Annotated in this window: 30 protein-coding genes, 1 tRNA gene and 1 riboswitch; of the genes, 18 read left to right on the top strand and 13 right to left on the bottom strand. The window is 67.2% G+C overall.

Features of this window, described 5'->3' with window-relative positions; translation table 11 throughout:
• Nucleotides 1-133 precede the first annotated feature (133 nt).
• Nucleotides 134-2,227 (bottom strand): ArnT family glycosyltransferase, encoded by a 2,094-nt coding sequence (locus QM806_RS22350; RefSeq protein WP_054247156.1) that lies wholly within the window; start codon nt 2,225-2,227, stop codon nt 134-136.
• Nucleotides 2,224-3,477, bottom strand: a complete 1,254-nt coding sequence (locus QM806_RS22345; protein WP_005573358.1) for a bifunctional glycosyltransferase family 2/GtrA family protein — start codon at nt 3,475-3,477, stop codon at nt 2,224-2,226. Before QM806_RS22345 ends, QM806_RS22350 begins: the two co-directional genes overlap by 4 nt.
• A gap of 140 nt (nt 3,478-3,617) precedes the next feature.
• On the opposite strand from QM806_RS22345, the gene QM806_RS22340 reads away from it, so the two are divergent.
• Nucleotides 3,618-4,043 carry an HIT family protein gene (locus QM806_RS22340; protein WP_182623624.1) on the top strand — a complete coding sequence of 142 codons (426 nt, stop codon included), beginning with the start codon at nt 3,618-3,620 and terminating at the stop codon, nt 4,041-4,043.
• Nucleotides 4,044-4,046: 3 nt separating this feature from the next.
• Here the strand turns inward: QM806_RS22340 and QM806_RS22335 are convergent, their stop codons facing one another.
• Nucleotides 4,047-5,429, bottom strand: coding sequence for a sensor histidine kinase (locus tag QM806_RS22335; RefSeq protein ID WP_054247161.1), 1,383 nt, complete (start codon nt 5,427-5,429; stop codon nt 4,047-4,049).
• Nucleotides 5,430-5,509: 80 nt separating this feature from the next.
• Nucleotides 5,510-6,226 (bottom strand): response regulator transcription factor, encoded by a 717-nt coding sequence (locus QM806_RS22330; protein ID WP_205627368.1) that lies wholly within the window; start codon nt 6,224-6,226, stop codon nt 5,510-5,512.
• 772 nt (nt 6,227-6,998) lie between these two features.
• Nucleotides 6,999-7,060: riboswitch (guanidine-III (ykkC-III) riboswitch) on the top strand.
• A gap of 10 nt (nt 7,061-7,070) precedes the next feature.
• On the opposite strand from QM806_RS22330, the gene QM806_RS22325 reads away from it, so the two are divergent.
• Genes QM806_RS22325 through QM806_RS41425 form a run of 7 tightly spaced genes read left to right on the top strand, consistent with a single transcriptional unit; the run spans nt 7,071 to nt 10,580 of the window.
• A complete protein-coding gene (locus tag QM806_RS22325) occupies nt 7,071-7,385 on the top strand; it encodes a DMT family transporter (RefSeq protein WP_005262845.1) in 315 nt (104 codons plus the stop codon).
• A gap of 48 nt (nt 7,386-7,433) precedes the next feature.
• Nucleotides 7,434-8,237 carry a hypothetical protein gene (locus QM806_RS22320; RefSeq protein ID WP_005244499.1) on the top strand — a complete coding sequence of 268 codons (804 nt, stop codon included), beginning with the start codon at nt 7,434-7,436 and terminating at the stop codon, nt 8,235-8,237.
• 41 nt (nt 8,238-8,278) lie between these two features.
• Nucleotides 8,279-9,106: an LLM class F420-dependent oxidoreductase gene (locus QM806_RS22315; RefSeq protein ID WP_054247151.1), complete on the top strand. Its 828-nt coding sequence runs from the start codon at nt 8,279-8,281 to the stop codon at nt 9,104-9,106.
• A 49-nt stretch (nt 9,107-9,155) separates the two neighbouring features.
• Entirely contained in the window at nt 9,156-9,506 is a 351-nt protein-coding gene (locus tag QM806_RS22310; RefSeq protein ID WP_005561504.1) for a hypothetical protein, read from the top strand.
• Between the two features lie 55 nt (nt 9,507-9,561).
• Entirely contained in the window at nt 9,562-9,684 is a 123-nt protein-coding gene (locus QM806_RS41435) for a hypothetical protein (RefSeq protein ID WP_259465606.1), read from the top strand.
• Between the two features lie 9 nt (nt 9,685-9,693).
• Nucleotides 9,694-10,197, top strand: coding sequence for an epoxide hydrolase family protein (locus QM806_RS41430; RefSeq protein WP_307866300.1), 504 nt, complete (start codon nt 9,694-9,696; stop codon nt 10,195-10,197).
• Nucleotides 10,182-10,580, top strand: coding sequence for an alpha/beta fold hydrolase family protein (locus tag QM806_RS41425; RefSeq protein ID WP_037206477.1), 399 nt, complete (start codon nt 10,182-10,184; stop codon nt 10,578-10,580). Before QM806_RS41430 ends, QM806_RS41425 begins: the two co-directional genes overlap by 16 nt.
• A 64-nt stretch (nt 10,581-10,644) precedes the next feature.
• Here QM806_RS41425 and QM806_RS22300 read toward each other — a convergent pair whose 3' ends face one another.
• From QM806_RS22300 to QM806_RS22290, 3 genes are all read right to left on the bottom strand, one after another.
• Complete coding sequence (locus tag QM806_RS22300; RefSeq protein ID WP_054247150.1) at nt 10,645-11,610, bottom strand: DUF8129 domain-containing protein; 966 nt, start codon at nt 11,608-11,610, stop codon at nt 10,645-10,647.
• A gap of 29 nt (nt 11,611-11,639) precedes the next feature.
• The gene (locus QM806_RS22295; protein WP_005262851.1) at nt 11,640-11,867 is read right to left on the bottom strand and encodes a hypothetical protein; all 228 of its coding nucleotides are present in this window, start codon (nt 11,865-11,867) and stop codon (nt 11,640-11,642) included.
• Between the two features lie 430 nt (nt 11,868-12,297).
• Complete coding sequence (locus tag QM806_RS22290; RefSeq protein ID WP_005262852.1) at nt 12,298-12,606, bottom strand: MerR family transcriptional regulator; 309 nt, start codon at nt 12,604-12,606, stop codon at nt 12,298-12,300.
• 240 nt (nt 12,607-12,846) lie between these two features.
• Here QM806_RS22290 and QM806_RS22285 point away from each other — a divergent pair, with 240 nt between their 5' ends.
• A complete protein-coding gene (locus QM806_RS22285) occupies nt 12,847-13,230 on the top strand; it encodes a hypothetical protein (protein WP_005262853.1) in 384 nt (127 codons plus the stop codon).
• A gap of 15 nt (nt 13,231-13,245) precedes the next feature.
• Here QM806_RS22285 and QM806_RS22280 read toward each other — a convergent pair whose 3' ends face one another.
• A complete protein-coding gene (locus tag QM806_RS22280) occupies nt 13,246-13,572 on the bottom strand; it encodes a MerR family transcriptional regulator (RefSeq protein WP_005262854.1) in 327 nt (108 codons plus the stop codon).
• A gap of 314 nt (nt 13,573-13,886) precedes the next feature.
• On the opposite strand from QM806_RS22280, the gene QM806_RS22275 reads away from it, so the two are divergent.
• The 3 genes from QM806_RS22275 to QM806_RS22265 all read left to right on the top strand — a co-directional run bounded on the left by QM806_RS22275 (nt 13,887) and on the right by QM806_RS22265 (nt 15,201).
• The gene (locus tag QM806_RS22275) at nt 13,887-14,030 is read left to right on the top strand and encodes a hypothetical protein (protein WP_037206481.1); all 144 of its coding nucleotides are present in this window, start codon (nt 13,887-13,889) and stop codon (nt 14,028-14,030) included.
• A 66-nt stretch (nt 14,031-14,096) separates the two neighbouring features.
• On the top strand, nt 14,097-14,243 hold the full coding sequence (locus QM806_RS22270) for a hypothetical protein (protein WP_164709551.1): 147 nt from the start codon (nt 14,097-14,099) through the stop codon (nt 14,241-14,243).
• 43 nt (nt 14,244-14,286) lie between these two features.
• Nucleotides 14,287-15,201 (top strand): SigB/SigF/SigG family RNA polymerase sigma factor, encoded by a 915-nt coding sequence (locus QM806_RS22265; RefSeq protein ID WP_005561495.1) that lies wholly within the window; start codon nt 14,287-14,289, stop codon nt 15,199-15,201.
• Here the strand turns inward: QM806_RS22265 and QM806_RS22260 are convergent.
• Complete coding sequence (locus QM806_RS22260) at nt 15,186-15,950, bottom strand: SDR family oxidoreductase (protein WP_054247147.1); 765 nt, start codon at nt 15,948-15,950, stop codon at nt 15,186-15,188. The two genes, QM806_RS22265 and QM806_RS22260, sit on opposite strands and share 16 nt — an antisense overlap.
• A gap of 105 nt (nt 15,951-16,055) precedes the next feature.
• Between QM806_RS22260 and QM806_RS22255 the strand changes: the two genes are divergently transcribed.
• The 4 genes from QM806_RS22255 (at nt 16,056) to QM806_RS22240 (ending at nt 21,120) form a co-directional block, all read left to right on the top strand.
• Nucleotides 16,056-16,943, top strand: coding sequence for a sigma-70 family RNA polymerase sigma factor (locus QM806_RS22255; RefSeq protein ID WP_005561491.1), 888 nt, complete (start codon nt 16,056-16,058; stop codon nt 16,941-16,943).
• A gap of 92 nt (nt 16,944-17,035) precedes the next feature.
• On the top strand, nt 17,036-18,928 hold the full coding sequence (locus tag QM806_RS22250; protein ID WP_005561489.1) for a glycoside hydrolase family 15 protein: 1,893 nt from the start codon (nt 17,036-17,038) through the stop codon (nt 18,926-18,928).
• A gap of 42 nt (nt 18,929-18,970) precedes the next feature.
• A complete protein-coding gene (locus QM806_RS22245) occupies nt 18,971-19,606 on the top strand; it encodes a TetR/AcrR family transcriptional regulator (RefSeq protein WP_005244512.1) in 636 nt (211 codons plus the stop codon).
• Between the two features lie 101 nt (nt 19,607-19,707).
• Nucleotides 19,708-21,120 carry a lipase family protein gene (locus tag QM806_RS22240; RefSeq protein ID WP_283292863.1) on the top strand — a complete coding sequence of 471 codons (1,413 nt, stop codon included), beginning with the start codon at nt 19,708-19,710 and terminating at the stop codon, nt 21,118-21,120.
• A 14-nt stretch (nt 21,121-21,134) separates the two neighbouring features.
• On the opposite strand, the gene QM806_RS22235 is transcribed toward QM806_RS22240, so the two are convergent.
• Complete coding sequence (locus tag QM806_RS22235; RefSeq protein WP_037206487.1) at nt 21,135-21,338, bottom strand: RNA polymerase sigma factor; 204 nt, start codon at nt 21,336-21,338, stop codon at nt 21,135-21,137.
• Between the two features lie 143 nt (nt 21,339-21,481).
• Nucleotides 21,482-21,556 (bottom strand) — tRNA-Thr (locus QM806_RS22230).
• 72 nt (nt 21,557-21,628) lie between these two features.
• On the opposite strand from QM806_RS22230, the gene QM806_RS22225 reads away from it, so the two are divergent.
• A complete protein-coding gene (locus QM806_RS22225) occupies nt 21,629-22,009 on the top strand; it encodes a nuclear transport factor 2 family protein (protein WP_005262863.1) in 381 nt (126 codons plus the stop codon).
• A gap of 1 nt (nt 22,010) precedes the next feature.
• Nucleotides 22,011-23,450 (top strand): threonine/serine exporter family protein, encoded by a 1,440-nt coding sequence (locus tag QM806_RS22220; RefSeq protein ID WP_005561483.1) that lies wholly within the window; start codon nt 22,011-22,013, stop codon nt 23,448-23,450.
• 106 nt (nt 23,451-23,556) lie between these two features.
• Here the strand turns inward: QM806_RS22220 and QM806_RS22215 are convergent, their stop codons facing one another.
• A complete protein-coding gene (locus QM806_RS22215) occupies nt 23,557-23,808 on the bottom strand; it encodes an MbtH family protein (protein WP_005244517.1) in 252 nt (83 codons plus the stop codon).
• Nucleotides 23,805-25,151 (bottom strand): lysine N(6)-hydroxylase/L-ornithine N(5)-oxygenase family protein, encoded by a 1,347-nt coding sequence (locus QM806_RS22210; RefSeq protein WP_283292860.1) that lies wholly within the window; start codon nt 25,149-25,151, stop codon nt 23,805-23,807. The genes QM806_RS22215 and QM806_RS22210 overlap by 4 nt, the downstream gene beginning before the upstream one ends.
• Between the last annotated feature and the right edge of the window lie 137 nt (nt 25,152-25,288).

The following is a 25,288-nucleotide window of genomic DNA, read 5'->3' as shown; positions in this document are numbered from 1 at the left end:
CACAGCTCGACGGCTCGGGCCGCGTACGGAGGTTGCTGATCTGCCGCACACCCGAGATCTCGTTCCCCCTCTGAAACAGCTGTGAGTACTTGTTAACCGCGGGCGGTTAACAAGTACTCACAGCCGGTTTCGGTCAGGACATGAGGTCGTACAGGGTCACGCCGTCGACGGTGACGGCGGTGAAGTTCTCCTGCACCCAGGTGGAGATCTCCGATGCCGTTCCGTCTCCACCCATTCCGCCGCCTCGGCCGCCGGAGATGAAGTAGTGGATCTTGCCGTCCGCCACGTACTGCTGGAACTGCTCCAGCGTGGGTGACGGATCGCTGCCGTTGAATCCGCCGATCGGCATGACCGGATCCTCGGTGGCGAGCTGGTAGCCGGATGCACTGTTGGATCCGATGGCCGCTGCCACCCAGGTGTAGTTGCCGGAATCCTGTTCGAGCAACGCCACCAGCTCGGCGCCCGGCTCGCTGCCGGAGAGCAGTCCCCCGGCGGCGCCGCCCATGGCACCCATACCGCCCATGCCGTCGGTGGCTCCTGCCGCCGCGCCGTCCGTTGCGCCGGCAAGGGCACCGCCCGGCAAGGTGGGCACCGCGGCACCGTCGGTGCGTCCAGCACCCCCCATGCCGCCAGGGCCACCCATTCCGCCGGGGCCACCCATCCCGCCGGGGCCTCCGTGGGCGCCTTCGACGTTGGGTCCGGCCGAGACGATCGAACCGGTGTGCGGCGTCGCGATGGTGTCGACGGCGTAGGCCGTCGGACCGGCGAGGCCGGTGAACAGCGCGGCCAGCGTGACCACGGCACCGATCCGGCCTCGGGTCAGCGCCGGGACGAGCACGGCAACCGCAGCGACGACGCCGACGACGACCACGGCCCACTTCAGCCACGGCACGAACGACGCGCTGCGTCCGAGCAGAACCCAGGACATGGCAGCGGTGGCCAGCAGTGTCGTGGCGAGAACCGCCCGCACCCACAGCGTGTCCCGTCGACGCCACAGCGTCGCCGAACCGATCGCCACCAGCGCGGCCACGGCAGGTGCGAGTGCGACGGTGTAGTACGCGTGGAAGATGCCCGCCATGAAGCTGAAGGTCAGTCCGGTCACGAGCAGCCAAAGACCCCACACGAGGAACGACGCACGCTGGGTGTCGACGCGAGGTGCCCTGCCGCGCAGTGCGAGACCGGCGACCAGCAGGATCAGTGCGGCCGGCATCAGCCAGGCGATCTGACCGCCCTGAGCCGACTCGAACATCCGCGTGATGCCGGTGCTACCCCACATACCGCCACCGCCGGGGGCGCCTCCTCCGGGGAAGCGGCCGCCCGCCATGGCCTCGCCGGCACCGCCCATGGCCGCTGCCACCTCCCCTCGACCGCCCCCGGGCATGACACTGCCGGTCTCCTCACCGTTCAACCGGCCGAGACCGTTGTAGCCCAGCGTGAGTTCGAGGATCGAATTGTTCTGCGAACCGCCGATCCAGGGCCGCGACGACGCCGGCCACAGTTCGACGATCAGCAACCACCAGCCCGCGGAGACGATCATCGCGCCGAGCGCCGCGAAGCACTGGGCGAGGCGCTTGCCGAACTTCGGCGGTCCCGCGACGAGATAGGTCAGAGCGAGCGGCGGGACGACGAGCATCACCTGAAGCTGCTTGGTCAGGAACCCCAAACCGACGAACACGCCGGTCAGCACCATCCACCGGGTGCGTCCGTCCTCCACGGCCCGCAGCATCGCCCACACGGAGGCGATCATCAGCAGCACCAGCAGGGCGTCGGGGTTGTTGAACCGGAACATCAGCACCGCGATCGGCGTCAGCGCCAGCACGAGACCCGCGAGCAGACCCGCCGGGGCGCCGAACCACCGCTTCACCGTGGCGTACAGCAGGGCGACGGAACCGACCCCGAGGAGGGCCTGCGGTACCAGCATCGCCCACGAGCTGAGCCCGAAGACCCGGACCGACAGCGACATCAGCCACAGCGACATCGGGGGCTTGTCGACGGTGATGGAGTTGGCGGCATCGGAGGATCCGAAGAAGAACGCCTTCCACGACTCCGAACCCGCCTGGACCGCGGCGGCGTAGAACGAGTTGGCCCAGCCGGAGGCGCCGAGCCCCCAGATGTACGCGACCGCGGTCCCGACCAGGAGTGCGGCGAGCGCCCACGGCTCCCACCGCATGCGGGCGGGAGGTGGTTCGGCCCCTTCGACCTTCGGTTGTTCGAGGGTCGTCGTCATGCGTGAGCTCCTTCGGGGCGTGCGTTCCGGAACACCCAGCGAAGGGCTATGAAACGACTGATGGTGGCAACGAGATTGGCGAGGACGAGGACGGCGAGTTCGACGTGCTTGGACACGTCCGGGGCCGCCGAGTGGAGGACGTACAGCGAACCGCTGGTGAGCAGCAGTCCGAAGGCGAACACGAGCAGCCCCTGCATCTGATGCCGGGCGGCGCCCTGGGATCCGCGGACACCGAACGTGAACGCGCGGTTCGCGGCCGTGTTGAGCACGGCCGTGACGAGCAGTGAGACGGCGTTGGCCCACTGCGCGCCCACGATCGGATGCAGGATCAGGTAGAGCAGCGCGTACGCGACGGTCGACGCGACGCCGATCACGGCGAACCGGGCCAGCTGCCCGACCATGCCACGCGGAACTCCGGGCACCAGCGGCTCGCGGCCGAAACTGTCGCGCAGGCTGCCGATGGGCAGCGATCCGGTGGACAGTGCCCGGCCCACCCGCCACACGCCCTTGAGGTCGGCGACGGCGGTCGCGACGATGTCGACGCGACTGTCCGGGTCGTCGACCCAGTCGACGGGGACCTCGTGGATGCGCAGGCCGGCGCGTTCCGCGAGCACCAGCAGCTCGGTGTCGAAGAACCATCCGGTGTCCTCGACCAGCGGCAGCAGGCGCTGCGCGACGTCCGCCCGCATGGCCTTGAACCCGCACTGCGCGTCGGAGAACCGCGCGTGCAACGCGCTGCGGAGGATGAGGTTGTAGCTGCGGGAGATGAACTCGCGCTTCGGTCCCCGGACCACCCGCGACGAGCGGGCGAGACGGGACCCGATCGCGATGTCCGAATGCCCCGACAACAGGGGCGCAACGAGCGGCATCAGGGCGTTGAGGTCCGTCGACAGGTCGACGTCCATGTACGCCACCACCTCGGCGTCGGAGCCGCTCCACACCGCACGCAGAGCACGGCCGCGCCCTTTCTCGTCGAGGTGCACGACACGGACGCCGTCGATCTCGGCGGCCAGACGGTGCGCCACTGCGAGGGTGGCGTCGACGCTGGCATTGTCGGCGATGGTGATCCGGGCGGAGTAGGGAACGTTCTCGTCGAGGTGCCGCCGCAGCCGGCGCACGCAACGTTCGAGTCCGGCTTCCTCGTTGTAGACCGGCACGACAACGTCGAGCACGGGCGCGGTCTCGGAGGTTTCGGGGGTCTCGAGTCGTCCCATGGCGCCCGGTGCGCGGGAGAGGGAATTCGTCGTCATGCGTCCAAGATTCGTCCCGTACGCTCCGATGACTCTGGACGCAGGCTGGGAGTTTCCTGTGCGCTTCGCGCCCGTGAGTACTTGTTAACCGCGGGAGGTTAATAAGTACTCACGGGGGGCGAAGCCGCATAATGGCGGCCATGGGATCTGTATTCAGCGCCATCATCAACGGAGATCTGCCCGGACGTTTCGTGTGGGAGGACGAGGACGTCGTCGCGTTCCTCACGATCGCCCCCGTCACGCAGGGCCATGCGCTCGTCGTACCCCGCAAGGAGGTGGACCAGTGGCAGGACGTCGACGGTGAGATCTGGACGAAGGTCATGGACGTCGCCCGCACGATCGGACAGGCCGTCCGCCCCGCTTTCGACGCACCGCGGGCGGGTCTGCTCATCGCCGGTCTCGAGGTGCCGCACCTGCACGTACACGTCTTCCCGGCCTACGACCTCGGCGATTTCAACATCAGCAACGCCGAGCAGAATCCGTCCCAGGAATCGCTCGACGAGGCGCAGTCGAAGCTCAAGGCGGCGCTGCGCGAACTCGGCCACGGCGGCAACGTCCCCGACTGACGGTCAGCTCGACCGCGGCAGTTCCACCCGGAACGTGGCACCCTCACCGGGCCGGCTGTCGACGGTCACCGACCCGCGGTGGGCGGCGACCAGGGCCGCCACGATCGACAGGCCCAGCCCGCTGCCGCCGCTCTCCCGGGTGCGGGAGGCGTCGGTGCGGTAGAACCTCTCGAACACCCGGGCCGCGTCCTCCTCGCTGAGTCCGGGTCCGGTGTCGGCCACCTCGAGCACGACGCTGTGTTCGGTGGTGCTCAGCCGCACCGTCACGTCCGCGGTGGCGGGGGTGTGTTTGACGGCGTTGGCGAGCAGGTTGCCGAGGACCTGCCGCAGCCGGGCCTCGTCACCGATCACCTCCGGTGTCCCGGGTCCGGGGCGGACGTCGAGCGCGATGGACCGATCGGGGGCGAGAGCGCGTGCCCCGTGCACGGCGTCCGAGGCCACCGACAGCAGGTCGACGGGCCGGGTCTCGAGGGGGCGCTGGGCATCGAGCCGGGCGAGCATCAGGAGATCCTCCACGAGGAGTCCCATCCGCGACGCCTCCCCTTCGATGCGACTCATCAGGGTTTCGGTGTCGGTCATCGCGCCTTGTCGATACAGTTCGGCGAAGCCGCGGATCGTGGTGAGCGGGGTGCGCAGCTCGTGGCTCGCGTCGGCGACGAATCGCCGCATCTTCTCCTCGGAGCGCCGCGCCGATTCCTCCGACGCCTCGGTGGCGGCGAACGCGTGCTGGATCTGAGCGAGCATTCCGTTGAGCGCCACGGACAGTCGTCCGATCTCGGTACGGTCGTCCCGTTCCGGAACACGCCGGTGCAAGTCACCCGACGCGATCGCCGCTGCGGTCTCCTCCACTTCGACGAGGGGTCGCAGACTGCGCCGGACCACGAAGTACGCGACCACTCCCAGCGCGATCAGCACCACCACACCGATGATGAGTTGCAGGACGATCAAACGGTTCACCGTTTCGTCGTTCTCGGTGAGTGTCATCGCGACGGTGGTCTCGGTTCCGTCCGGCGCGGTCGTCGTCAGCACCCGCCACCGCACGTCGGAGTCGTCGGTCGAGCCGACCGTGTCGGGCCCGGCCGCCGGGTTCTCGGGCAGCGCGGGGGAGACGGATTCGTCGTTGATCTCGCGCAGGACCGTTCCGTTCGGCAGCGTCGTGCGGACGTAGAACGGGCTCGGTGGGCGGCCGAGGTTCGGTTCGACCGGCGGCGGCAGCGGGCGCGATTTGCCGGGCTTCGCCCACCCCTGAGCCGCGTCGTGCAGCTGGTGATCGACGCGGTTGGTCAGCGAATTCTCGAGCGCCGACGTCACCGCGATACCGGACGCGAGGAGTCCGAGCGCAGAGAGAAGGAGAACCGCGCCGACGAGCGTGATGCGCAGCGGCATCGAGCGAATCCACCGTCGCGCAGGCCTGTTCGGGACAGCGGCGACCGCCTCGGCCGACTCCCGCGGAGCCGCAGGCGCGGTCATCGCCGCGGTTCTCGCATCACGTAGCCGACTCCGCGGAGGGTGTGGATCAGCGGCGTCTCACCCGTGTCGACCTTCCGGCGAAGGTAGGACACGTACGACTCGACCACTCCGACCTCACCGCCGAAGTCGTAGTTCCAGACGTGGTCGAGGATCCGCGGCTTGCTCAGCACGGTGCCGGCGTTGACCATGAAGTACCGCAGCAGCGTGAACTCCGTCGGCGACAGCGACACCAGGTCGCCCGCCTTCCAGACCTCCCGCGTGTCGTCGTCGAGTTCGATGTCGGCGAACTTGATGCGGGCGGACTGTTCCTCCACCGACACCTTGCCTGCCCGCCGCAGGATGACGCGCAGCCGGGTCACCACTTCTTCGAGGCTGAACGGCTTGGTGACGTAGTCGTCCGCGCCGAGCGTGAGTCCGTTGATCTTGTCCTCCACCGCGTCCTTCGCGGTGAGGAACAGCACCGGAGCGTCCACACCGTCGGCGCGCAACCGCTTGAGCAGGCCGAACCCATCCATTCCCGGCATCATGACGTCGAGGATGACGGCGTCCGGGCGGAACGTGCGGGCCGTGTCGAGTCCCTCGGCCCCGGTCGACGCCGTCGCCACCTCGAATCCCTGAAACCGCAGACTCACGGACAGCAACTCGAGGATGTTCGGCTCGTCGTCGACGACGAGGACGCGGGCTTCGACAGGCTTCTCATTCACGCAACCCATCATCACTCGCGCCGCTGGATCGTCGCTGTAGGTTTCCTGGGAGATTCCTGGGAGCCGGTACCGTCGGCCCGTGCGGTCGGTTTCCGGTCGTCAGTTCACCACGATGTTGAGGTTGAGTACTACCCCGCCGAACGTCAGGATCGTGTTGGCCAATCCGAGTGTGACACCGCTGTTGAGTGCCCCGAGCAGTCCGAGCATCATGACCTCCATCGTTTCCCCTGGGAAGGGGTGGTTGCGCGTTGTCCGTGCGCGTTGCGGATGACACTAGGTCAACTCCGAAGAATTCGCGGCGACACACGCACGCGAATTCCCCGAATAAAATCACCCATTCTTCTTTACCGAAAAAGGGGGAAATTCTCGGCGCATGAGCAAGGATGGGAAAGTTGCGCTCCGCGTGCCGTCGCCTCCGGTCGTCGCACGCACGAGACAACCCGGCCGTCTATCCGACAGCGGGGTTGTGGGAGCGGAGTTGCCTTGACAGGCAGGAAGTTCAGGCTACGACGTTCAGGTTGAGTACCACTCCACCGAACGTCCCGATCGTGTTGGCGAGTCCGAGGGTGAATGCGCTGTTGATTGCCGCGAGCAGTCCGAGCATCATGATGTGCCTCGTTATCTTCCGTGGTATATGCACAGAATTCACTGTTTCGCTCGACAATAAATGAGGCGACCTCGATCTGCGAGATAATCGGCGCATTCGCAACCCGTGCGCGTCCGAGGAGTGTGTGTACTCGCTCACCACTCACGGCGCGGAGCGCCCCGTTGGGTACCGTGGAAATCGTCGACACGACATCCGGACGAGCGCACCGTACCCGGCCAGCGACAAGACGGTGCCCGGAGGTTTGTCATGGCGTGGATCGTGCTTGTGCTGTCGGGAGTCCTGGAGGCCGTCTGGGCCACCGCCCTCGGCCGATCGGACGGGTTCAGCAAACTCGGACCCAGTGTCGTGTTCGGCGTCGCGTTGATTCTCAGCATGGCGGGTCTGGCGTTCGCGATGCGCAGTCTCCCCATCGGAACGTCGTACGCGGTCTGGGTCGGCATCGGCGCAGCCCTCACGGTCGGGTTCGCGATGGTGACCGGCGCCGAGAGTTCCTCGCTGGTGAAGATCCTCCTGATCCTGGGCATCGTGGGATGCGTCGTCGGACTGAAGGTTCTGCACTGACCGGATCGCGACACTCGATGCTTGTGTGTCGCGGGTTACAGTAATTCCATGAACCTGGTGTCGTTGATGACCCTCCCGGTGCGTGTCGGTCTCGCGGCGGCCGATGTCGGTCTCGGAATCGCCGAAGCCAGCCTGGTGACCGTCCGGACGGCGGTCGCCGGAACTGGTGTGGTCACGGGGATGAGCACCCAGGGCAGCCCGTTGCAGGTGATCAGCCAGCTGTCGTCGCTCGCGGCCAACGACCGGCCGCTCGGGCAGGCCCTCCAGCCGGGTGGTCCGCTCGACCGCCTGCTCGCTCCGGGTGGTCCCGTCGACCGTCTCACCTCGGAGGGCGGCACCCTCGAACGGCTGCTCGAGCCGGGCGGCCCGCTCGAGCGGGTTCTCGCCAAGGACGGCCCGCTCGACCGGGTGCTCGCCGAGGACGGAACCCTGGAACGGCTTCTCGCGAAGGACGGCCTGCTCGACCGTCTCACCGCCGAACAGGGACCGCTCGAACGGCTGACCGCGCAGGACGGTGCGGTCGAGCGGCTCACGGCGCCGGGTGGACTCGTGGACCGGGCGCTCGCCGAGAACGGCATCCTCGAGACCCTGCTGTCGGAGGGTGGCGCGTTCGAACGTCTCATCGCCGAGGGCGGCCCGCTCGACCAGATCGTCGCGCTGTCCGAGACCTTGACGGCGCTGGCGCCCAATCTCGAGCGGATGAGCGCCAGCATCGACCTGCTGCAGGAAACGGTGGGGATTCTCAGCGCCGCGGTCGGGCCGCTCGGCGACCTCGCCGGCAAGTTGCCGGGACGCTGGCTCAAGGGCAAGGGCGACCGCCCGGGCGTCGACTACACACTCGGGCCCGCCTGACGCCTTGACCTGAACGTGACTCGAGGTTTTACGGTCGGTTGATGACTCGCATCGAAGGCCTCGGACCAATCGGCATCTCCCTGAACATCTCACCGGACGAGACGTACCTCGACGAGGCGGCCCGGCTGGAATCCCTCGGCTATTCGGCGATCTGGCTGCGGGGCGGTCAGATCGACAGCCTGGACCGGATCTCGGCTGTCGTCCGGGCGACCGACTCGATCCCCGTCGCGACCGGCATCATCCCGGTCGGCGTGTACGACTCGGGCGCCGTCGCACAGCTTCATGCGGATCTGCAGACCACGGCGCCGGACCGGTTCGTCGTCGGACTGGGTGGCCCGCAGGTCCCCCGGCCGTTCCGGGCGTTGAACGACTATCTCGACAGGCTCGACCGGTTCGATCCGCCGGTGCCGGCGGAGCGACGGATTCTGGCCGCGCTGGGCCCGCGCAAGCTGGAACTCGCGCGGGACAGGGCCGCGGGGGCCGTCTTGCTCCTCGTCACCCCCGACTACACCGCCGAGGCGCGGCGCATCCTCGGTCCGGACGCCACGCTCGTCGTCTCGCTGATGACGGTGCTCGGCACCGACGCCGCGCAGGCCCGCGACACGGCCCGCGTTCCGCTCCGCTTCCTGTCCGGGGTGGGCGGCTACGCCACCAACTTCGTACGGATGGGTTTCGGCGCCGACGACATCGCGGGGTTGAGCGACCGGCTCGTCGACGACCTGGTCGCCTGGGGCGACGCGGACGCGATCGTCGCGCGGGTCCACAGCCACCTCGCGGCCGGTGCCGATCATGTCGTCGTCAACGAACTGGGTGAGCGGCCGGACGAGGCGGCCCGGCAGCTCGCGAGACTGCTGCCACTTCGTGCATAGGACCGACCGGCCGACAGCAGCCGACCCGTGCCTCTGGTATGTATTTCGCATGACACGAACCATCGTTGCGCTGTTGATCCCTGCCGCCCTGCTGCTCGGGGCATGCAGTTCCGAATCGACCACCACCCAGGCCGAGTCCCCCGCGAGCGCAACGATCGAGGCCACCGAGGCATCCTCCGCAGACCTGCCCGCCGTCGCGGACCTGTGCAAAGGCCTGCTCCAGTACGCGAACGGCGCGGAGGCTCGCGCGCAGCAGAGCGGCGAGACGTTCGACCGCACGAAGGCCCTCGACGACCTGTTCACCCAGTCGGCCGAGACACCGGAGTGGAAGGACGCCCCGCAGGAGCGCAAGGACCAGATGATCCAGGCCTACGACGCCGCCAAGACCGGGGCCTGCTGACCCGGCTCAGCATCGAGGACCGGAACTGTCCTCAACCCTTCGTAGCGTGCCCGGTATGACCGACACGACGAAGACCATCCGTCCGTTTCGCATCGACATCGCGCAGGAGCAACTCGACGATCTCGCCGATCGACTCTCGCGCACCCGGTTCGGCACACCCCTCCCGGGTGACGACTGAGCGAGCGGTGTGCCCACGTCCTACCTGGTCGAACTCGTCACGTACTGGCGCGACGAGTTCGACTGGCGGGCGCAGGAGAAGTCGCTCGACACCATCCCGCAGTTCGTCACCGAGATCGACGGTCAGAACATCCACTTCCTCCATGTGCGCTCACCCGAACCGGACGCATTGGCCCTCGTCCTCACCCACGGCTGGCCGGGTTCGTTCGTCGAGTTCCTCGACGTGATCGGGCCCCTCACCGACCCCGCAGCGCACGGGGGCAACCCCGCCGACGCGTTCCACGTGGTCGTGCCGTCGCTGCCCGGATTCTGGTTCTCCGGACCGGTCCGCGAATCGGGCTGGGACACTACCCGTATCGCCACGGCGTGGGCTGAGCTGATGAGCCGGCTCGGCTACCACCGCTACGGTGTCGCGGGATCGCCTGAACCGGGTGTCCCGGTACATGTCCGAGGAGTTCGGCTACATCTCCATCCAGTCCACGAGACCCGCGACTCTCGGTGCCGCGCTGGCTGATTCGCCGGTGGGCCAGCTCGCCTGGATCGTCGACAAGTTCCGCGAGTGGACGCATCCCCCGCGAGGCGCTCCCCCACGACGTCGTCGGCATCGACCGGCTGCTCACCAACGTCATGCTGTACTGGCTCACCGACACCGCGTCTTCGTCCGCGTACGTCGGCTACATGCAGGAATCATCCTGGGGCGCCGCCAAATCCGCGTCCGGGATCCCGACCGCGGTCATCGTCTTCGCCCACGACGTCGGCATCCGTCGCTACGCCGAACCGGAACACGCGATCACGCGGTGGACCGACGTCGAGGACCGTGGCGGTCACTTCGCCGCACTCGAAGAGCCCGAGACCTTGACCGCGGACATCCGGGAGTTCTTCGCCGGACTCCGCTGAGCGGGACACGACGAACTCGCCGGCCCCGGGCATCGGGACCGGCGAGTTCGTCGACGGTGTTGCGTCAGTTGCCGATACCGGCAACCTCCTGGGCAATGCCGGCCAGCCGCGTCTGGGCCGCGGACACCACGCCCTGACGGTCCTTGTGGGCTTCCTCGTAGGCGACGACGGTGCGCACGTCGGAGGGATCGGTCAGTTCCTTGACCGCGGCGACGGCCTGGGACACGTTGAGGTCGTCGTAGTCGGCGATCGGGAGTTCATCCGCCTCCAGGACGCCACCGGCGGCGCGTGCGGAATGAATCGCGTCTGCGACTCCATCAGCGCCTTCGTTGCGAGTGACCTGCTCGGCCGTTTCGAGGGCGGCATCACGCGATGCCGCGAGCGTCTTCACCGCGACGTCGCCCGCGTGGGCGCCTCGCCCGAGCAACGCGCTCAGCATCGGCGGGGTGGTGCGGGCCGTGTCGAGAGCACGGTCGATGCCGCGCGCGGACCACGAGACGGGGACGTTGATCAGCCGGATCGTGGCGCCGGTCGCCGCCTGGAACGGGGTGCGTCGCAGTGCCGCCGGTCCGCCGAGCGCCTCCTCCGCGAGCACCGTGGTCAACCAGTCGACGGTCGCGGCGTGCGCGGTGACCAGCCGATCGGCCAACCGGACGACGTCCTGCTTCCCAGCCGCGGTCGCGAGGGCCTTCACGTACCGCGCCCGGTCGAGCAGCTGGTGCTCTAGGGCGAGGTCGCCGAGCAGGGCCTCGTCGAACGGCTGTGCCTGCTCCGCCATCGCCTTCAGCGCCGCTGCCACCCGGCCGAGCAGGGGGCCGACGATCTCCGGCACTCCCCCGAGATCGCGGATGGCGCGTGAGATCGCCTCCGCGCGGAGGCGTCCGTTTTCGGCGTTCTCGGTCAGTTCTCGGCGCACGGCCTCCGTGCGCGCCTGCGTGACGCGCGTTTCGGCAACCTGGATTTCGGTATTGGTGAGATCGAGGACGGCGTGCAGCTGGGTGATCAGTGTGGGGACGGTGGTGACGGTCATGGTGTGTCCTTCCAGTACGTGGGATGCGGTCAGATCAGGCTGGAGATGAGATATGCCGCGAGTAGGACGCCGATCAGAACGGACGCACCGGTGACGGCCGCGAGGACCGCCGATCCGGTCACGGACACCGCGGGCACGGCGGCAACGAGCGCAGCGATGAGAGCGGTCCCGAGCGAGAAACGACGGTCGGGCTCGTCCTGCTGATTCTTCGCGTGCCGGGGAGTGCGCGTGCGGAGTGCATTGTGGGCAAGGGTCATGGTTCGATTTCCCGTCTGGAGTCGAATGCGGACCAGAGTCGGGACTACACGAGAGGACGTTCGCCGGACGACGCTGTCGGCGCCTTCGTGCAGTGCCCGGGTTTCGCGATATACAGCGGTAGCGCGCTGACGACATCGACTGGACGGGCAGTGTCTCGTTCGGCCATTGCTTGTTCTCTCCCTGCCGCAACGTCACATGCTCATATGCGTGCGGCTCGTTCGGGTCGTCAACTTATCTGCTCTGGCTGATACAGATTTCATCATAACTACTCGACAGTAAAGTTCAACCCTTGCGAGCAAGAGAATCGACCGACGCGAGGATCACCGCTCTGAAACCCACCAGGACCAGCAAAGATGCTCTCGAATGTCGGAGGCCGAGACCGACGTCGATCGTGGAATTCGTCGATCCCCAATGGCATGGCCGTACGGATCACTCTCCGGCCGAGTCGCCCCCCGAGCCTTCCAACCGGGACGCCAGATCCGCATTCTCGGATTCGAGCGCGAGGATCCTCCGAATACCCGGGACGTTCACTCCGTCCTCCATGAGCTGCGCTATGCGCGCCAGCCTGACCAGATCGTCTTCGCTGTATCTACGGGTGCCGCCGCTGGTCCGGGCAGGGGTCAGCAATCCGCGACGTTCGTACAGCCGCAGGGTCTGCGGGCCGATGCCCGTCAACTCCGACGCCACCGCAATTCCGTAGACCCCGCGACACGAGCGAGGTAGGGCATCGATGGTCACAACAGGCTCCCTTCTGCTTAAGGAACACCTGATGTTAACAAACGAATGAAACGAATCTGCAATTGGAGATATAGATTTTGCATATTGCACTCAGCACGCACCCTCGGCTGCGGCGAGGATCAGGACCGGGTGACGTAATCTCGGATCCGAACCGAACACGAACCGAGGCCGTCCAGGCAGGGTTCGTGGAGGTGTCGTGGCCGCGAGTGCCACGGCCTCTGCCCCAGAGACGAGAAGACGGTGCCCCGCACTCAGGAACACGCAGACCGCTACCGCGACGCTCTCACCGCGCTCGCCGCGGCAACTCAGCGACCGGCAAATGTGGTCAACACCGGTGCGGGCTATGCGATCCGGGTCGATTTCGAGTACAACCGCTACCTTCTCGCATCCAACGCCGCCGACGGACTGACCGACACGGTCGAGAACACGTCCGAATGGCGGGTCAGCCTCTACCAGGGCGTCACCGACGGAACGTCCGACGAACTTCTTGCCGCCGCCGAGCACGCATGGCTGGTGGACGCGTTCGACCTCGCGTTCGCCGATATCCGGGCGAAGGGCAAATGGCAGTCGGCCGACGCGTCGTTCGACGAGTTCACCCCCACCAACGACCAGTCTGCGAGCTGAGCCGGTAGGCGCGGCTCAGGCGCGATCCGGAACCTCGGACTGCACGAGCCGCTCGAGTTCGGCGTTGCGCGCCGCGAGGATCGCGTTCTCGGCTTCGAGCTGAAGGATCTGACCGATTCCGATCAGATTGACACCGGCCGCGACGAGTTCGGTGATCTTCTGGAGGCGCGCGACATCGTCCTCGCTGTACCGGCGTGTTCCACCGCCCGTGCGAGTCGGTGTGATCAACCCTCGCCGCTCGTACAAGCGCAGCGTCTGCGGCCCGATACCCGTCAACTCCGACGTTACCGAGATCCCGTACACACCCCGCTGCGAACGAAGCGGCACATGAGAGGACGTCACCGGATCTCCCTTCTTCTCAGGGCGCATCAATCCTACCAAGGTTCGGTAGACACAATGTGCCGCAGGGGGTGCAGGTTCGCTCCGCCCTGCGCGTACCGCGCTGTCCCCACTCCTGCATCGCAGTTCTCGGCAGCCGGAGGGCCACCCGGCGTCATCTGATCTCTTCCCGGTCCGGTTCTCCGGCCCGGCGATCACCGTCTCGAGCAGCTATCTTGCCGATTCCGCTTGAACTTCCTGCGCTATGACTGTAGAACAAATCTATATCCTTCAACGCAGATAAGTTCTCACCATGAGTTGGGCACCAAGGAGAAGCGATGACCACACACAACCCGCAGAACGCTCCCCACGACGGCGAAGTCCTCGTTCTCGGCGCACGCAGTGGTGGAGCGATCGCCGGCGGCCTGATCGCCACGCTGGCCCTCAGCGCACTCACCCTCCTCTCCTCCCTGCCGACCTGACGGCCGGCCCGGCCACCGCTCTCCGTCTCATACCGACCCTTCACACCCGACAAGGACACATCGCTCATGCCCGCCAGTTCCACATCCCACGCTTCCGCCACCACTACTGCCTCGCGAGGCGGAGCAACGATGAGCACCGAGGAAATCAAGGCCCGGATCGAGGCGATGTTCGCCGACGAGGCCGCCGACACCTCACCCGCACTCGTCGAATAGCGACGCCATTGCCGATGCCGGCCGGTCAGAGAAGGGCAGAGCCATGAATGTGTCCACCCAGCTCCTAGCACCATCCTGCGAGATCCGTCGCATCCCCCCGAGGACGACGCCGACGCGTCGCACGAAGCCTGCGGCGGAGGTCGCAACAGACGAACGACGACTGGAACGCCCGCAGGCCGCGCGCGGCGAGCGCGACCAGTACCGTGACGTGCCCGCACAGTGCGAGGCCATCGGCCGGCTCGCCGCCTCCGACCCCCGCCGCGAAGTGTTGCGACAGCGACTGATCGAACGTTGCCTGCCGCTCGCCGAACACATCGCCCGGCGTTTCCACGGTCGCGGCGAACCACTCGACGACCTGATCCAGGTCGCCCGCCTCGGCCTGGTCAAGGCCGTCGACCGCTTCGACGCCCGCTGCGGAGGGAACTTCGTGTCCTACGCCGTCCCGACCATCACCGGCGAGGTGCGCAGGCACTTCCGCGACACGGGCTGGGCCATGCGCGTCCCGCGCAGCATGCAGGAACTGCACCTCTCCCTCACCAACGCGACAACCGACCTGACCACGACGCTCGGACGCGCTCCGACGGCGAGCGAACTGGCCGAGGCCCTCGGGATCGACAAGGACGAAGTAGTCCAGGGGCTCCGGGTCGCCGACGCGTACAGCACCCTGTCCGTCGATTTCCCGCTCGGTGAGAACGAACGCCCGCTGTCGGAGACGATCGGCGACGTCGACCCCGCCCTCGCGCACGTCGAGGACCACGTGGTCCTCGCACCTCTGCTGGAATCACTTCCCGACCTCGAACGCACTGTGCTGGTCCTGCGCTTCTTCGGCAACATGACCCAGTCGCAGATCGCAGCGCGGGTGGGTGTCTCGCAGATGCAGGTGTCTCGGCTCCTGACCAAGACCCTGGCGGATCTGCGCGGGAAACTCGCCGACGTCGGCGGTCAGATGCTCTCGTAGTCGGCCAGGAAATCCTCCCACGTCCGCTTGCCCGTCGCTGCGACGTCGAGTGACAGGTTCGCGCCCTCCCGGTACGCGCGGCCGGCCTTTCCCGGCATCCGGACCGGCATCATCAGCCGATGCCTTCCGGTCGCCTTCAGGTATCCGCGCATCAGATCGGCCATGCCGTACACGGTCGGCCCGGGCAGGTCGGGTACGAGGCCGGCCGGTGCCGCGAGCGTCAGTTCCACCAGTCGCGCCGCGACCTCCCCCGAATCGACCGGCTGGAAGCGCAGTCCGCCCGGCACCGGGATCACCGGCAGTTTCACCATCTTCTGCAGCATGGTCAGCACCAAATCGTGGAACTGGGCCGCGCGCAGCGTCGTCCACGGCACACCCGAGTCGGCCACCGCTCGTTCCGCTGCCAGCTTGGATCCGAACCAGCCGAGCGGAACGCCGTCGGCGCCGATCACCGAGATGTACACGAGGTGCTGCACCCCGGCACGCGAGGCGGCCTCCACCAGATTTCGCGTCGCAACCTCGTCGCCCTTGGGTCCGCCCGCCAAGTGCAGAACGATCTCGACACCGTCCAGTGCCGGCTCTATTCCCTTGCCCTCGAACAAGTCACCGGCCAGGTACTCGACGCCGTCGCCGGGCTCGCGGCCGTGCCTGCTGAGAACCCGCACGTCCCGACCCGCTGCCCGCAGCAGTGGGACGACCTGACGTCCGAGCGTGCCCGTACCGCCGGTGATCAGAATGGGTGATGTCATGATCTCTCCAGATTCGTTGGATGCGGGACTCGGTTTCCCGGTCTCGGCAGCTGGTTTTCGGTGGATCTACTGCTAAGACACGCGGCGAGGAAGGAATGTGACACGGTGGACGACCGCGATCGGCTGACGGAGCGTTTCGAGGAACACCGGCCCCGGCTGCGGGCCGTCGCGTACCGGATGCTGGGCTCGGTGACCGAAGCCGACGACGCCGTCCAGGAGGCGTGGCTGCGCATGAACCGCGCCGACACCGGCGACGTGGACAATCTCGAGGCGTGGCTGATCACCGTGGTGTCGCGGGTGTGCCTGAACGTGCTGCGATCACGCGAGCAGCGGCGCGAGGAACCTCTCGACGTGCAGGCGCACGATCCGGTCGTCGGTCACGAGGACGGTGGCGACCCCGAACACGCAGCGATGCTGGCCGACTCGGTCGGGCTGGCCCTGCTCGTGGTGCTCGACACGCTGACCCCGGCCGAGCGGCTCGCGTTCGTGCTGCACGACATGTTCGACGTGCCCTTCGACGACGTGGCTCCCATCGTGGGCCGGTCCTCCACCGCGGTGCGACAGCTCGCCAGCCGCGCCCGCCGACGGGTGAAAGGAGTCTCGCCGGCGCCGGACACGGCGGATCTGGCACGCCAGCGCCGCGTCGTCGACGCCTATCTGGCCGCCACGCGCGGCGGCGACTTCGACGCGCTGGTCGCGCTGCTCGATCCGGATGTTGTGCTCCGCGCGGATCCGGCTGTCGGCCCCACCCCGGCCCCACTCGTGATCCGGGGTGCCCGCGTCGTGGCCAGGGGCGCGCTCGCCTCCTCGGAACGGGCCAGGTTCACCCAGGTCGCCCTGGTGAACGGGGCGGCCGGGCTCGTAATGGCCCTCCACGGGCGGTTGCACGTGGTGCTGGCGTTCACCATCGCGGACGGCCGGATCACCGAGATCGACGTCATCGCGGAACCCGATCGGGTCCGCCGACTCGATCTCGCGGTTCTCGGTGACTGACGGGACCCCGGTCACCCGTACAGGGTGATGACCCTGCGCGCCCCGACCCGCAGCATGGAGGTGGCCGACACTGCCGGGAGAGGGGCGCGAACGTGACTACTGCCTCGGACGACGACGCCCCACCCCAGAGCGCGGCCGCGCCGTCGCCGTTCCCGCCCATCGCCGACTACGCCTTCCTCTCGAACTGTCACACCGGGGCGCTGATCGCGCCGGACGGTTCCGTCGACTGGCTGTGCGTGCCCCGTTTCGACTCGCCCAGCGTGTTCGGTTCCCTCCTCGACCGCGAGGCCGGGATGTTCCGGATCGGCCCGTTCGGGCTCAACGTTCCGGCATCCCGGCAGTACGAGCCGGGAAGCAACACCATTTCGGCGGTGTGGAACACGCCGACCGGCTGGGTGACCGTGCGCAGTGCACTGACGATGGGGCCGAGCCGCGGCGAGGACACGATCACTCCCCACACGCGGCCGCCTGCAGACGAGGACGCCGATCACATGCTGGTCCGCACGGTCACCTGCCTCGACGGCACTGTGGAGGTGGAGTTGGTGTGCGAGCCCGTGTTCGACTACGGGAGAACACCGGCGGAGTGGGTTCTCGTGGACGGCGATCGGCACACCGCCGACGCGAGCGGCGCGGGGCGGACCCTGCGTCTGCAGACGGACATGGCGCTCGGCATCGAGGGTGGGCGGGTGCGCGCCCGGCACGTGCTCGAGAAGGGTGAAACCCTCTACTGCGCGCTGTCGTGGGCGGCGGAACTCGCCGCACCGGAAACTGCGGAAGAGGCTGTCGCGCAACTCGATGCAACCTCGGCGTTCTGGCGGCGCTGGTTCAGCCACGCACGTTTTCCCGATCACCGGTGGCGGGAGGCGATTCAGCGGTCCGCCCTCACCATCAAGGGACTCACGTACATGCCGACCGGCGCCACCGTCGCAGCCCTCACCACCTCCCTACCGGAAACTCCGGGCGGCGAACGCAATTGGGACTACCGGTACACGTGGATGCGGGACTCCACGTTCACACTGCAGGCTCTGCACTATCTGAACCTGGACTGGGAGGCCGACGAATTCATGCAGTTCATCGCAGACCTCGAGTCGAACGGCGATGGCGCACTGCAGATCATGTACGGGATCGACGGCACCCGCGACCTGACGGAGTCGACCCGCGACGACCTGTCCGGCTACGCGGGCGCGCGTCCGGTGCGCATCGGCAACGGCGCGTTCGACCAGCGGCAGAACGACGTGTTCGGCGCCGTCCTCGACTCGATCCTGTTGCACACGGTGCGCAGCAAGCGCCTCCCCCGCCGGCTGTGGCCGCTCGTACAGCAGCAGGCGACGTGCGCGTCCGCGGTGTGGCGCAACCCCGATCAGGGGATCTGGGAGGCTCGCGGCGCACCGCAGCACTACGTGTCGTCGAAGCTGATGTGCTGGGTGGCACTCGACCGGGCGTCGAAGATCGCGGGCATCCGCGGCGATCGCTCGGCCGAGGAAACCTGGCGCGCCACAGCCGAAGAGATCCGCGCGGACATCCTCGAGCACGGGGTGAAGAACGGGGTTCTGCGCCAGCACTACGACACCGAGGCGCTGGACGCGTCGACCCTGCTCGCCGCGGTCTTCGGCTTCCTTCCCCGCGGGGACGCCCGCCTGCGCGCCACCGTCGACGCCATCGCGAACGATCTCACCGAAGACGGATTCGTCCTGCGCTACCGCACCGGCGAAACCGACGACGGGTTGTCGGGCAAGGAAGGCAGTTTCCTGATCTGCTCGTTCTGGCTGGTGTCGGCACTGACCGTGGTCGAACAGGTGCAGGAGGCAACCGATTTGATGGAGCGGTTGGTCAGCGTGTCCTCTCCCCTCGGGCTGTACGCCGAGGAGTTCGACACGAGCACCGGCCGTCATCTCGGCAATTTTCCGCAGGCGTTCTCCCACCTCGCGCTGATCGAGGCCGCGGGGCGCATCATCCTGCACGAACGGATGCGGGAACTGATGTGAGCCGAGGCGGACCTCGACGTCCCGTCACCGTAGGCTGAGATCGTGTCCCGAGCAGAGTCGAATCGGACGTACAGCGGCCAACCGGTTGCGGAACGTCGCGTAGCCCGCCGGGCACGGTTCCTCGACTCCGCCCTGTCGGTCTTCGCGGAGAAGACGTACGCCCACAGTTCGATCAGTGACATCTGCGCCCACGCCGGACTGTCGCGTCGCCAGTTCTACGAGGAGTTCGGCAGCCGCGAGGACATCCTCCTCGCGCTCTACGACACGATTCAGGACGAGGCCCGGGACGCGGTGCTCGCCGCGAACGACCGGGCGCCCTCGCGCGATCCCCGGACCGTCGCCGGCACCGTCATGACGGCCTACATCGAATCGGTCGGCACGGACGAGCGGCGGGCCAGGATCATCTTCGTGGAGGTGGTCGGCGCGGGCCCCCGGGTGGAGCAGTACCGCCTCGCGCGCCGCACGCAGTGGGCCGAACTCTTCGAAGCGGTCACCCGCACGATCGACGGTGGCGTCGTCGACCCGCCCGAGCGGTTCGCGATGGTGTCGATCGCCTTCATCGGGGCGGTCAACGATCTCGCCCATCACTGGAGCACCGCCTCCCCCAGACCGTCCGCCTCGGTCCTGGTGGACGTTCTGAGCACGATGCTCATCGCGCTGGTCACCGACCAGACCTGAGCCGAACTTACTCGCGAGTATTGCGATACCCGTCACACCTGATCTATGGTCTGCTCTCAAAGTGAGACATAGACGTCTCACTTCGGCCCGGGGAGGACCACATGATCGGAACGAGAGCGCTACGACGTCGAATGCTGCTGGTGGGAGCGATGGTGGTGGGCGCACAACTCGCCGTCGCCACGCCGTCGGTCGGGGCTCCCACCGACGGCGGAACGTCGGTGGACGTGCAGCCGGCCCTTACCGTTCCCGCCTGGCCCGAGGTCGGCCGGGGTTTCTACGAACCGCCTGCGGACGTGGTCGCGGCGGCCGAGCCGGGCGAGATCATCGCCGCCCGCGAAGTGCACCTGGCGAACCTGTCGGTACTTCCGGTGAACGGCGACGCGTGGCAGCTGTCGTATCGCTCCAACAATTCGCGGGACGAGGCGATCCCTGCGGTCGCGACGGTCGTCAAGCCCCGGGGCACGATCGACGGCGTCCGTAATCTGCTCTCGCTCCAGCCGGCGGAGGACTCCCTCGGCAAGTACTGCGCCGCCTCGTACGCACTGCAGCAGTGGTCCGTTCCCGCGCCGTTGACCGGTCAGATCGTCGCGCCGCTGCAGTTCCTCGAGGCGCAGGCCGCCCTCGCCCAGGGATGGGCCGTCGTGATGCCGGATCACCAGGGCCCGAACGCCGCGTATGCGGCCGGGCCCCTCGCGGGCCGCATCACCCTGGACGGGATCCGCGCGGCGGAGAACTTCGACCCCCTGGGTCTGACGGGCCGGCAGACTCCGGTCGGGTTGATGGGCTACTCCGGAGGCGCGATCGCGACGGGTCACGCCGCCGAACTCCACGCGAGCTACGCACCGGACCTGAACATCGTCGGCGCGGCCGAAGGCGGCATCCCCGCCGATCTCGGCGCCCTCGTCGATCTCGCCGACAACAATCTGGGCGCGGGAATCGTGCTGGGCGGCGTGTTCGGCGTGAGCCGTGACTATCCCGAGCTCGCGGAGTATCTCGACACGCACCTGAACCCACTCGGCAAGCAGCTCCTTGCCGCCAAGAGCAACCTCTGCGTCAGCTACCAGTCGGCGCTACTGCCGTTTGCGAACCTGAGGGGCCTGTTCGACAGCCCGAGCGGCGACCCGCTTCGCGATCCGGTGGTCGAATCGGTACTCGACCGGACCGAGATGGGTCACCGGGTCCCGGACGTGCCGATGTTCATGTACCAGGCGAATCCGGACTGGCTGGTGCCGGTCGGGCCCGTCGACACACTCGTCGACACCTACTGCCAGGACCCGAACGCCCGGGTGACGTACACCCGCGACCACGCCAGTGAGCACCTGTCCCTCGAACCGGTCGCAGCCGCGAGCGCTCTGATGTGGCTGCGGGACCGGTTCGCCGGGGTGCCCACCGACGCCGGATGCATCACCCACGACGTGGGATCGATGGCCCTCGACCAGGCGACGTGGCCGGTGTGGTCGTCGATCGTCGGCGACACGATCGCGAGCCTGCTCGGTCAGCCGATCGGCACGTGAGGGCGCGGTCCCGATCAGAGGTCGCCGACACCGGCGAGCAGTCTGCGCGCCCCCTCGTGAAGGCGGTCCCGGACGGTGGCGACGCTGATCTGCATCGTGTCCGCCACCTCGTCGCAGGACATTCCCCGGTAATACACGAGGGCCAGTGTCTCCCGCTCGAGGGCGGGCAGCGCTTCCACCGCGTCCAGTACCACCGACCTGCACGAATTCACTTGCATGCACTCATCGTCAATGACCGGCGGGGTCGGAGACAGGGACCCCAGGGTGACGAACTGCCCACCCAGGGGTGAGCGTGCGGGAAACACAGAGGGCCACCTTCCCGGGAGAAGGTGGCCCTCTGTGTGCGGAGGTAATTCCGCGGTGGAGCCTCCTGTCAGGATTGAACTGACGACCGCTCGCTTACAAGGCGAGTGCTCTACCACTGAGCTAAGGAGGCGGACACGCGCGCCCATCATATCCATTGCAGGAACGACGGCTACTTCCGCCCACATTGGATAGCGTTGGAGCCATGAGTACCTCGGAGATCGCCACTGTCCTCGCTTGGCACGACGCCCTCAACTCCGGCGACATCGACACTCTGCTGTCGCTGTCGAGCGACGACATCGAGATGGGTGGACCGAAAGGCGCCACCCAGGGCCTGGCGGCGCTGCGGGAATGGGCGTCTACCGCGGGCATCACGCTGATTCCGCAGCGAATGTATTACTACGACGGGGTGCTGGTGGTCGAACAGCAGGCCACGTGGGCCACGGACCCCGAGGAGACGCGTATCCTGGCCTCTGCATTCCGTGTCGTCCACGATCAGGTCATCTCCACGTTCCGCCACGAGACACTCGAGTCTGCACTCTCCGCCACCGATTTGACCGAGAAAGATCTTGTCTCCGACACGTAGTATGGCCAAGCTCACAGAATCCCTCCAACGTCTCACAGGCGACCGTCGCGCAACGGTCGATGCGGTCACCGCTGCACCCACACCGCTGCAGCCGATCGACCTCACCGACGACGCGGTGGTCGCCGAAGTACTCGACCTCGCCGTGCGAGTCGGTGAAGTGCTCCTCGCGTCCGGCACCGGTGCGATGGACACCGCCGAGCAGGTGCAGTTCATCGCCGCCACGTACGGCCTCGCCCAGTGCGATGTGGATGTCACGTACAACTCCATCGTGCTGTCCGCGTACCGCGGGCCGACGCTCCCGCCGGCGAGCACGATGCGGATAGTGCACTACCGCTCGATGGACTTCACCCGCCTCGCGGCGGTGGACCGGCTCACGCGGCGGATCCGCCGGGAGGCCGTCACCCCCAGCGAGGCGCACGAGGCCCTGACCGCGGTCACCACGGCGCCGCACCCGTACAACCGCTGGATCGCGACGCTCGCCTGGGCGTCCATGGCCGCGTCGGTCTCCGTGTTGATGGGTGGTGGTGTGCTGGTCGCATCGGTCGCCTTCCTGACGACGATGGTGATCTACCGGGTCAACCGCGTCCTCAACCGCATCGGTCTGCCGTTCTTCTTCCAGCAGGTGGCGGGCGGTCTGGTGGCGGCGACCCCGGCGGCGACGCTGTACACGTTCCAGGATCAGCTGGGTGTCGAGATCAGACCCTCACAGATCATTTCGGCCGGTGTGGTGGTGCTGTTGTCCGGGTTGTCGCTGGTCGGTTCCGTGCAGGACGCCATCACCGGAGCACCGATCACCGCGGCGGCGCGATTCTTCGAAGTGGTCATGATGACCGGCGGCATCATCGCCGGTGTGGCCATCTCGTTGCGTCTGACCGGTGTGCTGGGTTCGACCCTGCCACCCGTCAACGTCGAGATCACGGAACTCGTGCAGCTACCCGTCCTGGTGATGTCGGGCGCTTTCGCGTCGATGTTCTATGCATTGGCCTGCTACGCCGAGCAGCGTGCCCTCACGGCCGCGTGGTTCGGTGGCGCGGCCGGCGCCCTGGTCTACATGGTGGCGCACCAGTTCGGCATCGGCCCCATCATCGGTTCGGCACTCGCGGCCACGGTGGTCGGTTTCGCCGGTGGTCTGATGGCCCGCCGCGCGCTCACGCCGCCGCTGGTCGTCGTGGTGGCGGGTATCACGCCACTGCTGCCGGGTCTGTCTCTGTATCGGGGTCTGTACGCCCTGCTCAACAACGAGGTGGTGATCGGACTGAGCTCGCTGCTGGCGGCGTTCGGTATCGGTTGCGCGCTCGCGGCGGGCGTCACGCTGGGCGAGTGGATCGCCCGGACCCTGCGGAGGCCGCGCATCCTGCGTCGCACAGACGACATCCGCCGCCCCGTCTTCAAGACGAGGCGGCGGAAGCCGGTCGAAACACACACACAGAAGGCGGCCTGAGGCAGTTTCAGGTGACGGCCTCTCGGCCGTCTGCCGGGTACGACCGCCGGTGTCTCACCGGACGGTCGTCCCGGCACATCGTCGCCGAAACGCGGCGCCGGGGAGGTCAGCTCTTGTCGACGCTGTGCCGTCCGCCCGACTTCTCGTCGGCCTCCATGGCCTCACGCAGGCTCTTCGGCCGCATGTCGGTCCAGTTCTTCTCCACGTACTCGAGGCACGCGGCCCGGCTTTCCTCGCCGAAAACTACGCGCCAGCCTGCCGGCACCTCAGAGAACGTGGGCCACAGTGAGTGCTGGTCCTCATCGTTCACCAGCACGTAGAAGCGGCCTTCTTCGTCATCGAATGGATTGGTGCTCATCTCGCCTCGCTTGTCGCATACGTGTCCTGTGCGTTCACACTAGCAAGCGTGCCGTTGCGGCCACGCCTTGTTACGACAGATGTAACGATCTCTCCCGCCCGCACGGCAACGTTCGACAGGAGCGACGACGTGATTCCGTGCGTTTTCTCCGTGCCGCCCTGCAGATAGATTCCCGCTGTGACGTCCGGTGAAACCGCCAATCTGTAATCTCGGCCCACTTCGCGCGGCGGGTGGGTTTTCGGCGCGAGATCGCCGAGTAGAGGCTCGAGGGGGGCGGGGGTGAAACCGGTGGCCAGAATCAGTGCGTCGCAAGCGAGAGTGTCGGTGAGGCCGTCCACACCGCTGCGGACAGCCACCTCGATTCCGTCCGAAGTCTCGTCGACGGCAATGATCTCCGACGCGCGACGCATGAACAGGCGACGACGCCCACGAACGCGTTCCTGGTATTCGGTCGCGTAGAGCTCGTTGATGAGCTCGATGTCGACCACCGAATAGTTAGTACTCCTATGGACATCCAGCAATCGCAGACGCTCCGCCTCCGGGGCACCGTGCAGATCGTCCACCGCCTCCGGATCGAAGATGCGGTTGGCGTACGGACTGTCGTCGGCCGGGCTGTACCCGTACCGCGAGAAGACGCTGTGGACTTCGGCTTCGGGGTAGTTTCCGTGCAGGTACTGCACAATCTCGGCGGCACTCTGACCCGCTCCGAGGACGACGAACCGATGGTGGACCGGGGCCGGCATCTCACCGAGCCGGAACAGGAACTGGTGGTTGTGGAAGCACCGCGCAGAGGGGTTGGCCCACTCGGGGATTCGTTCCCGCAGACCGGCGCCCATCACGACGTTGCGCGCGATCACCGTGCTGCCGTCGGCGGCGCGGACCTCGAAACGGTCGATCACCCCGTCGTCGCCGCGGATTCCGCGCACGGCCTCCACCGCGGTGCCGTATCGCACGTCGGCGTCCACTCGGCGTGCCGCCCACTGCAAGTAGTCGTGAAACTCGTGACGAGTCGGGAAGAAGGTCTGGTGATTGACGAAGTCGACGAGGCGACCCTGATCGAAAAGGTAATTGAAGAAGGTGAATGCGCTACGCGGATTCCGGAACGTCACCAGGTCCTTCGGAAACGCGATCTGCATCGTCGCGCCGTCGAGAAGCATCCCAGGATGCCACCCGAACCGATCCTGCTTCTCGAAGAACTGCGCGCTGATCCGCTCGCGCGGGGGGCACTCCGCATTGTGCTCCTCGATGGCAATGGCCAGGGCGAGGTTAGCGGGACCGAATCCGACACCCACGACATCTCGCACCGGGAGATCTGTACCGACCGTTTCCGGCGATTCACTCATAGCTCGTTGTCCGTCCTCGACGCCGCGCCGCACCCGACCCAGCCGCCGTCCGCCTTCGAAAAGATAGTGAAGCCTATCCTTATTTCCAGCACAGTACCAAGTACTTCCGGCCCTCGCGGCGGCGAACTCCGCCCCGG

Source organism: Rhodococcus sp. IEGM 1351 (assembly GCF_030056875.1).
GTDB lineage: Bacteria > Actinomycetota > Actinomycetes > Mycobacteriales > Mycobacteriaceae > Rhodococcus_F > Rhodococcus_F opacus.
The sequence above is the reverse complement of the archived record's forward strand: the minus strand, read 5'-3'. Positions and strand labels throughout refer to the sequence as shown.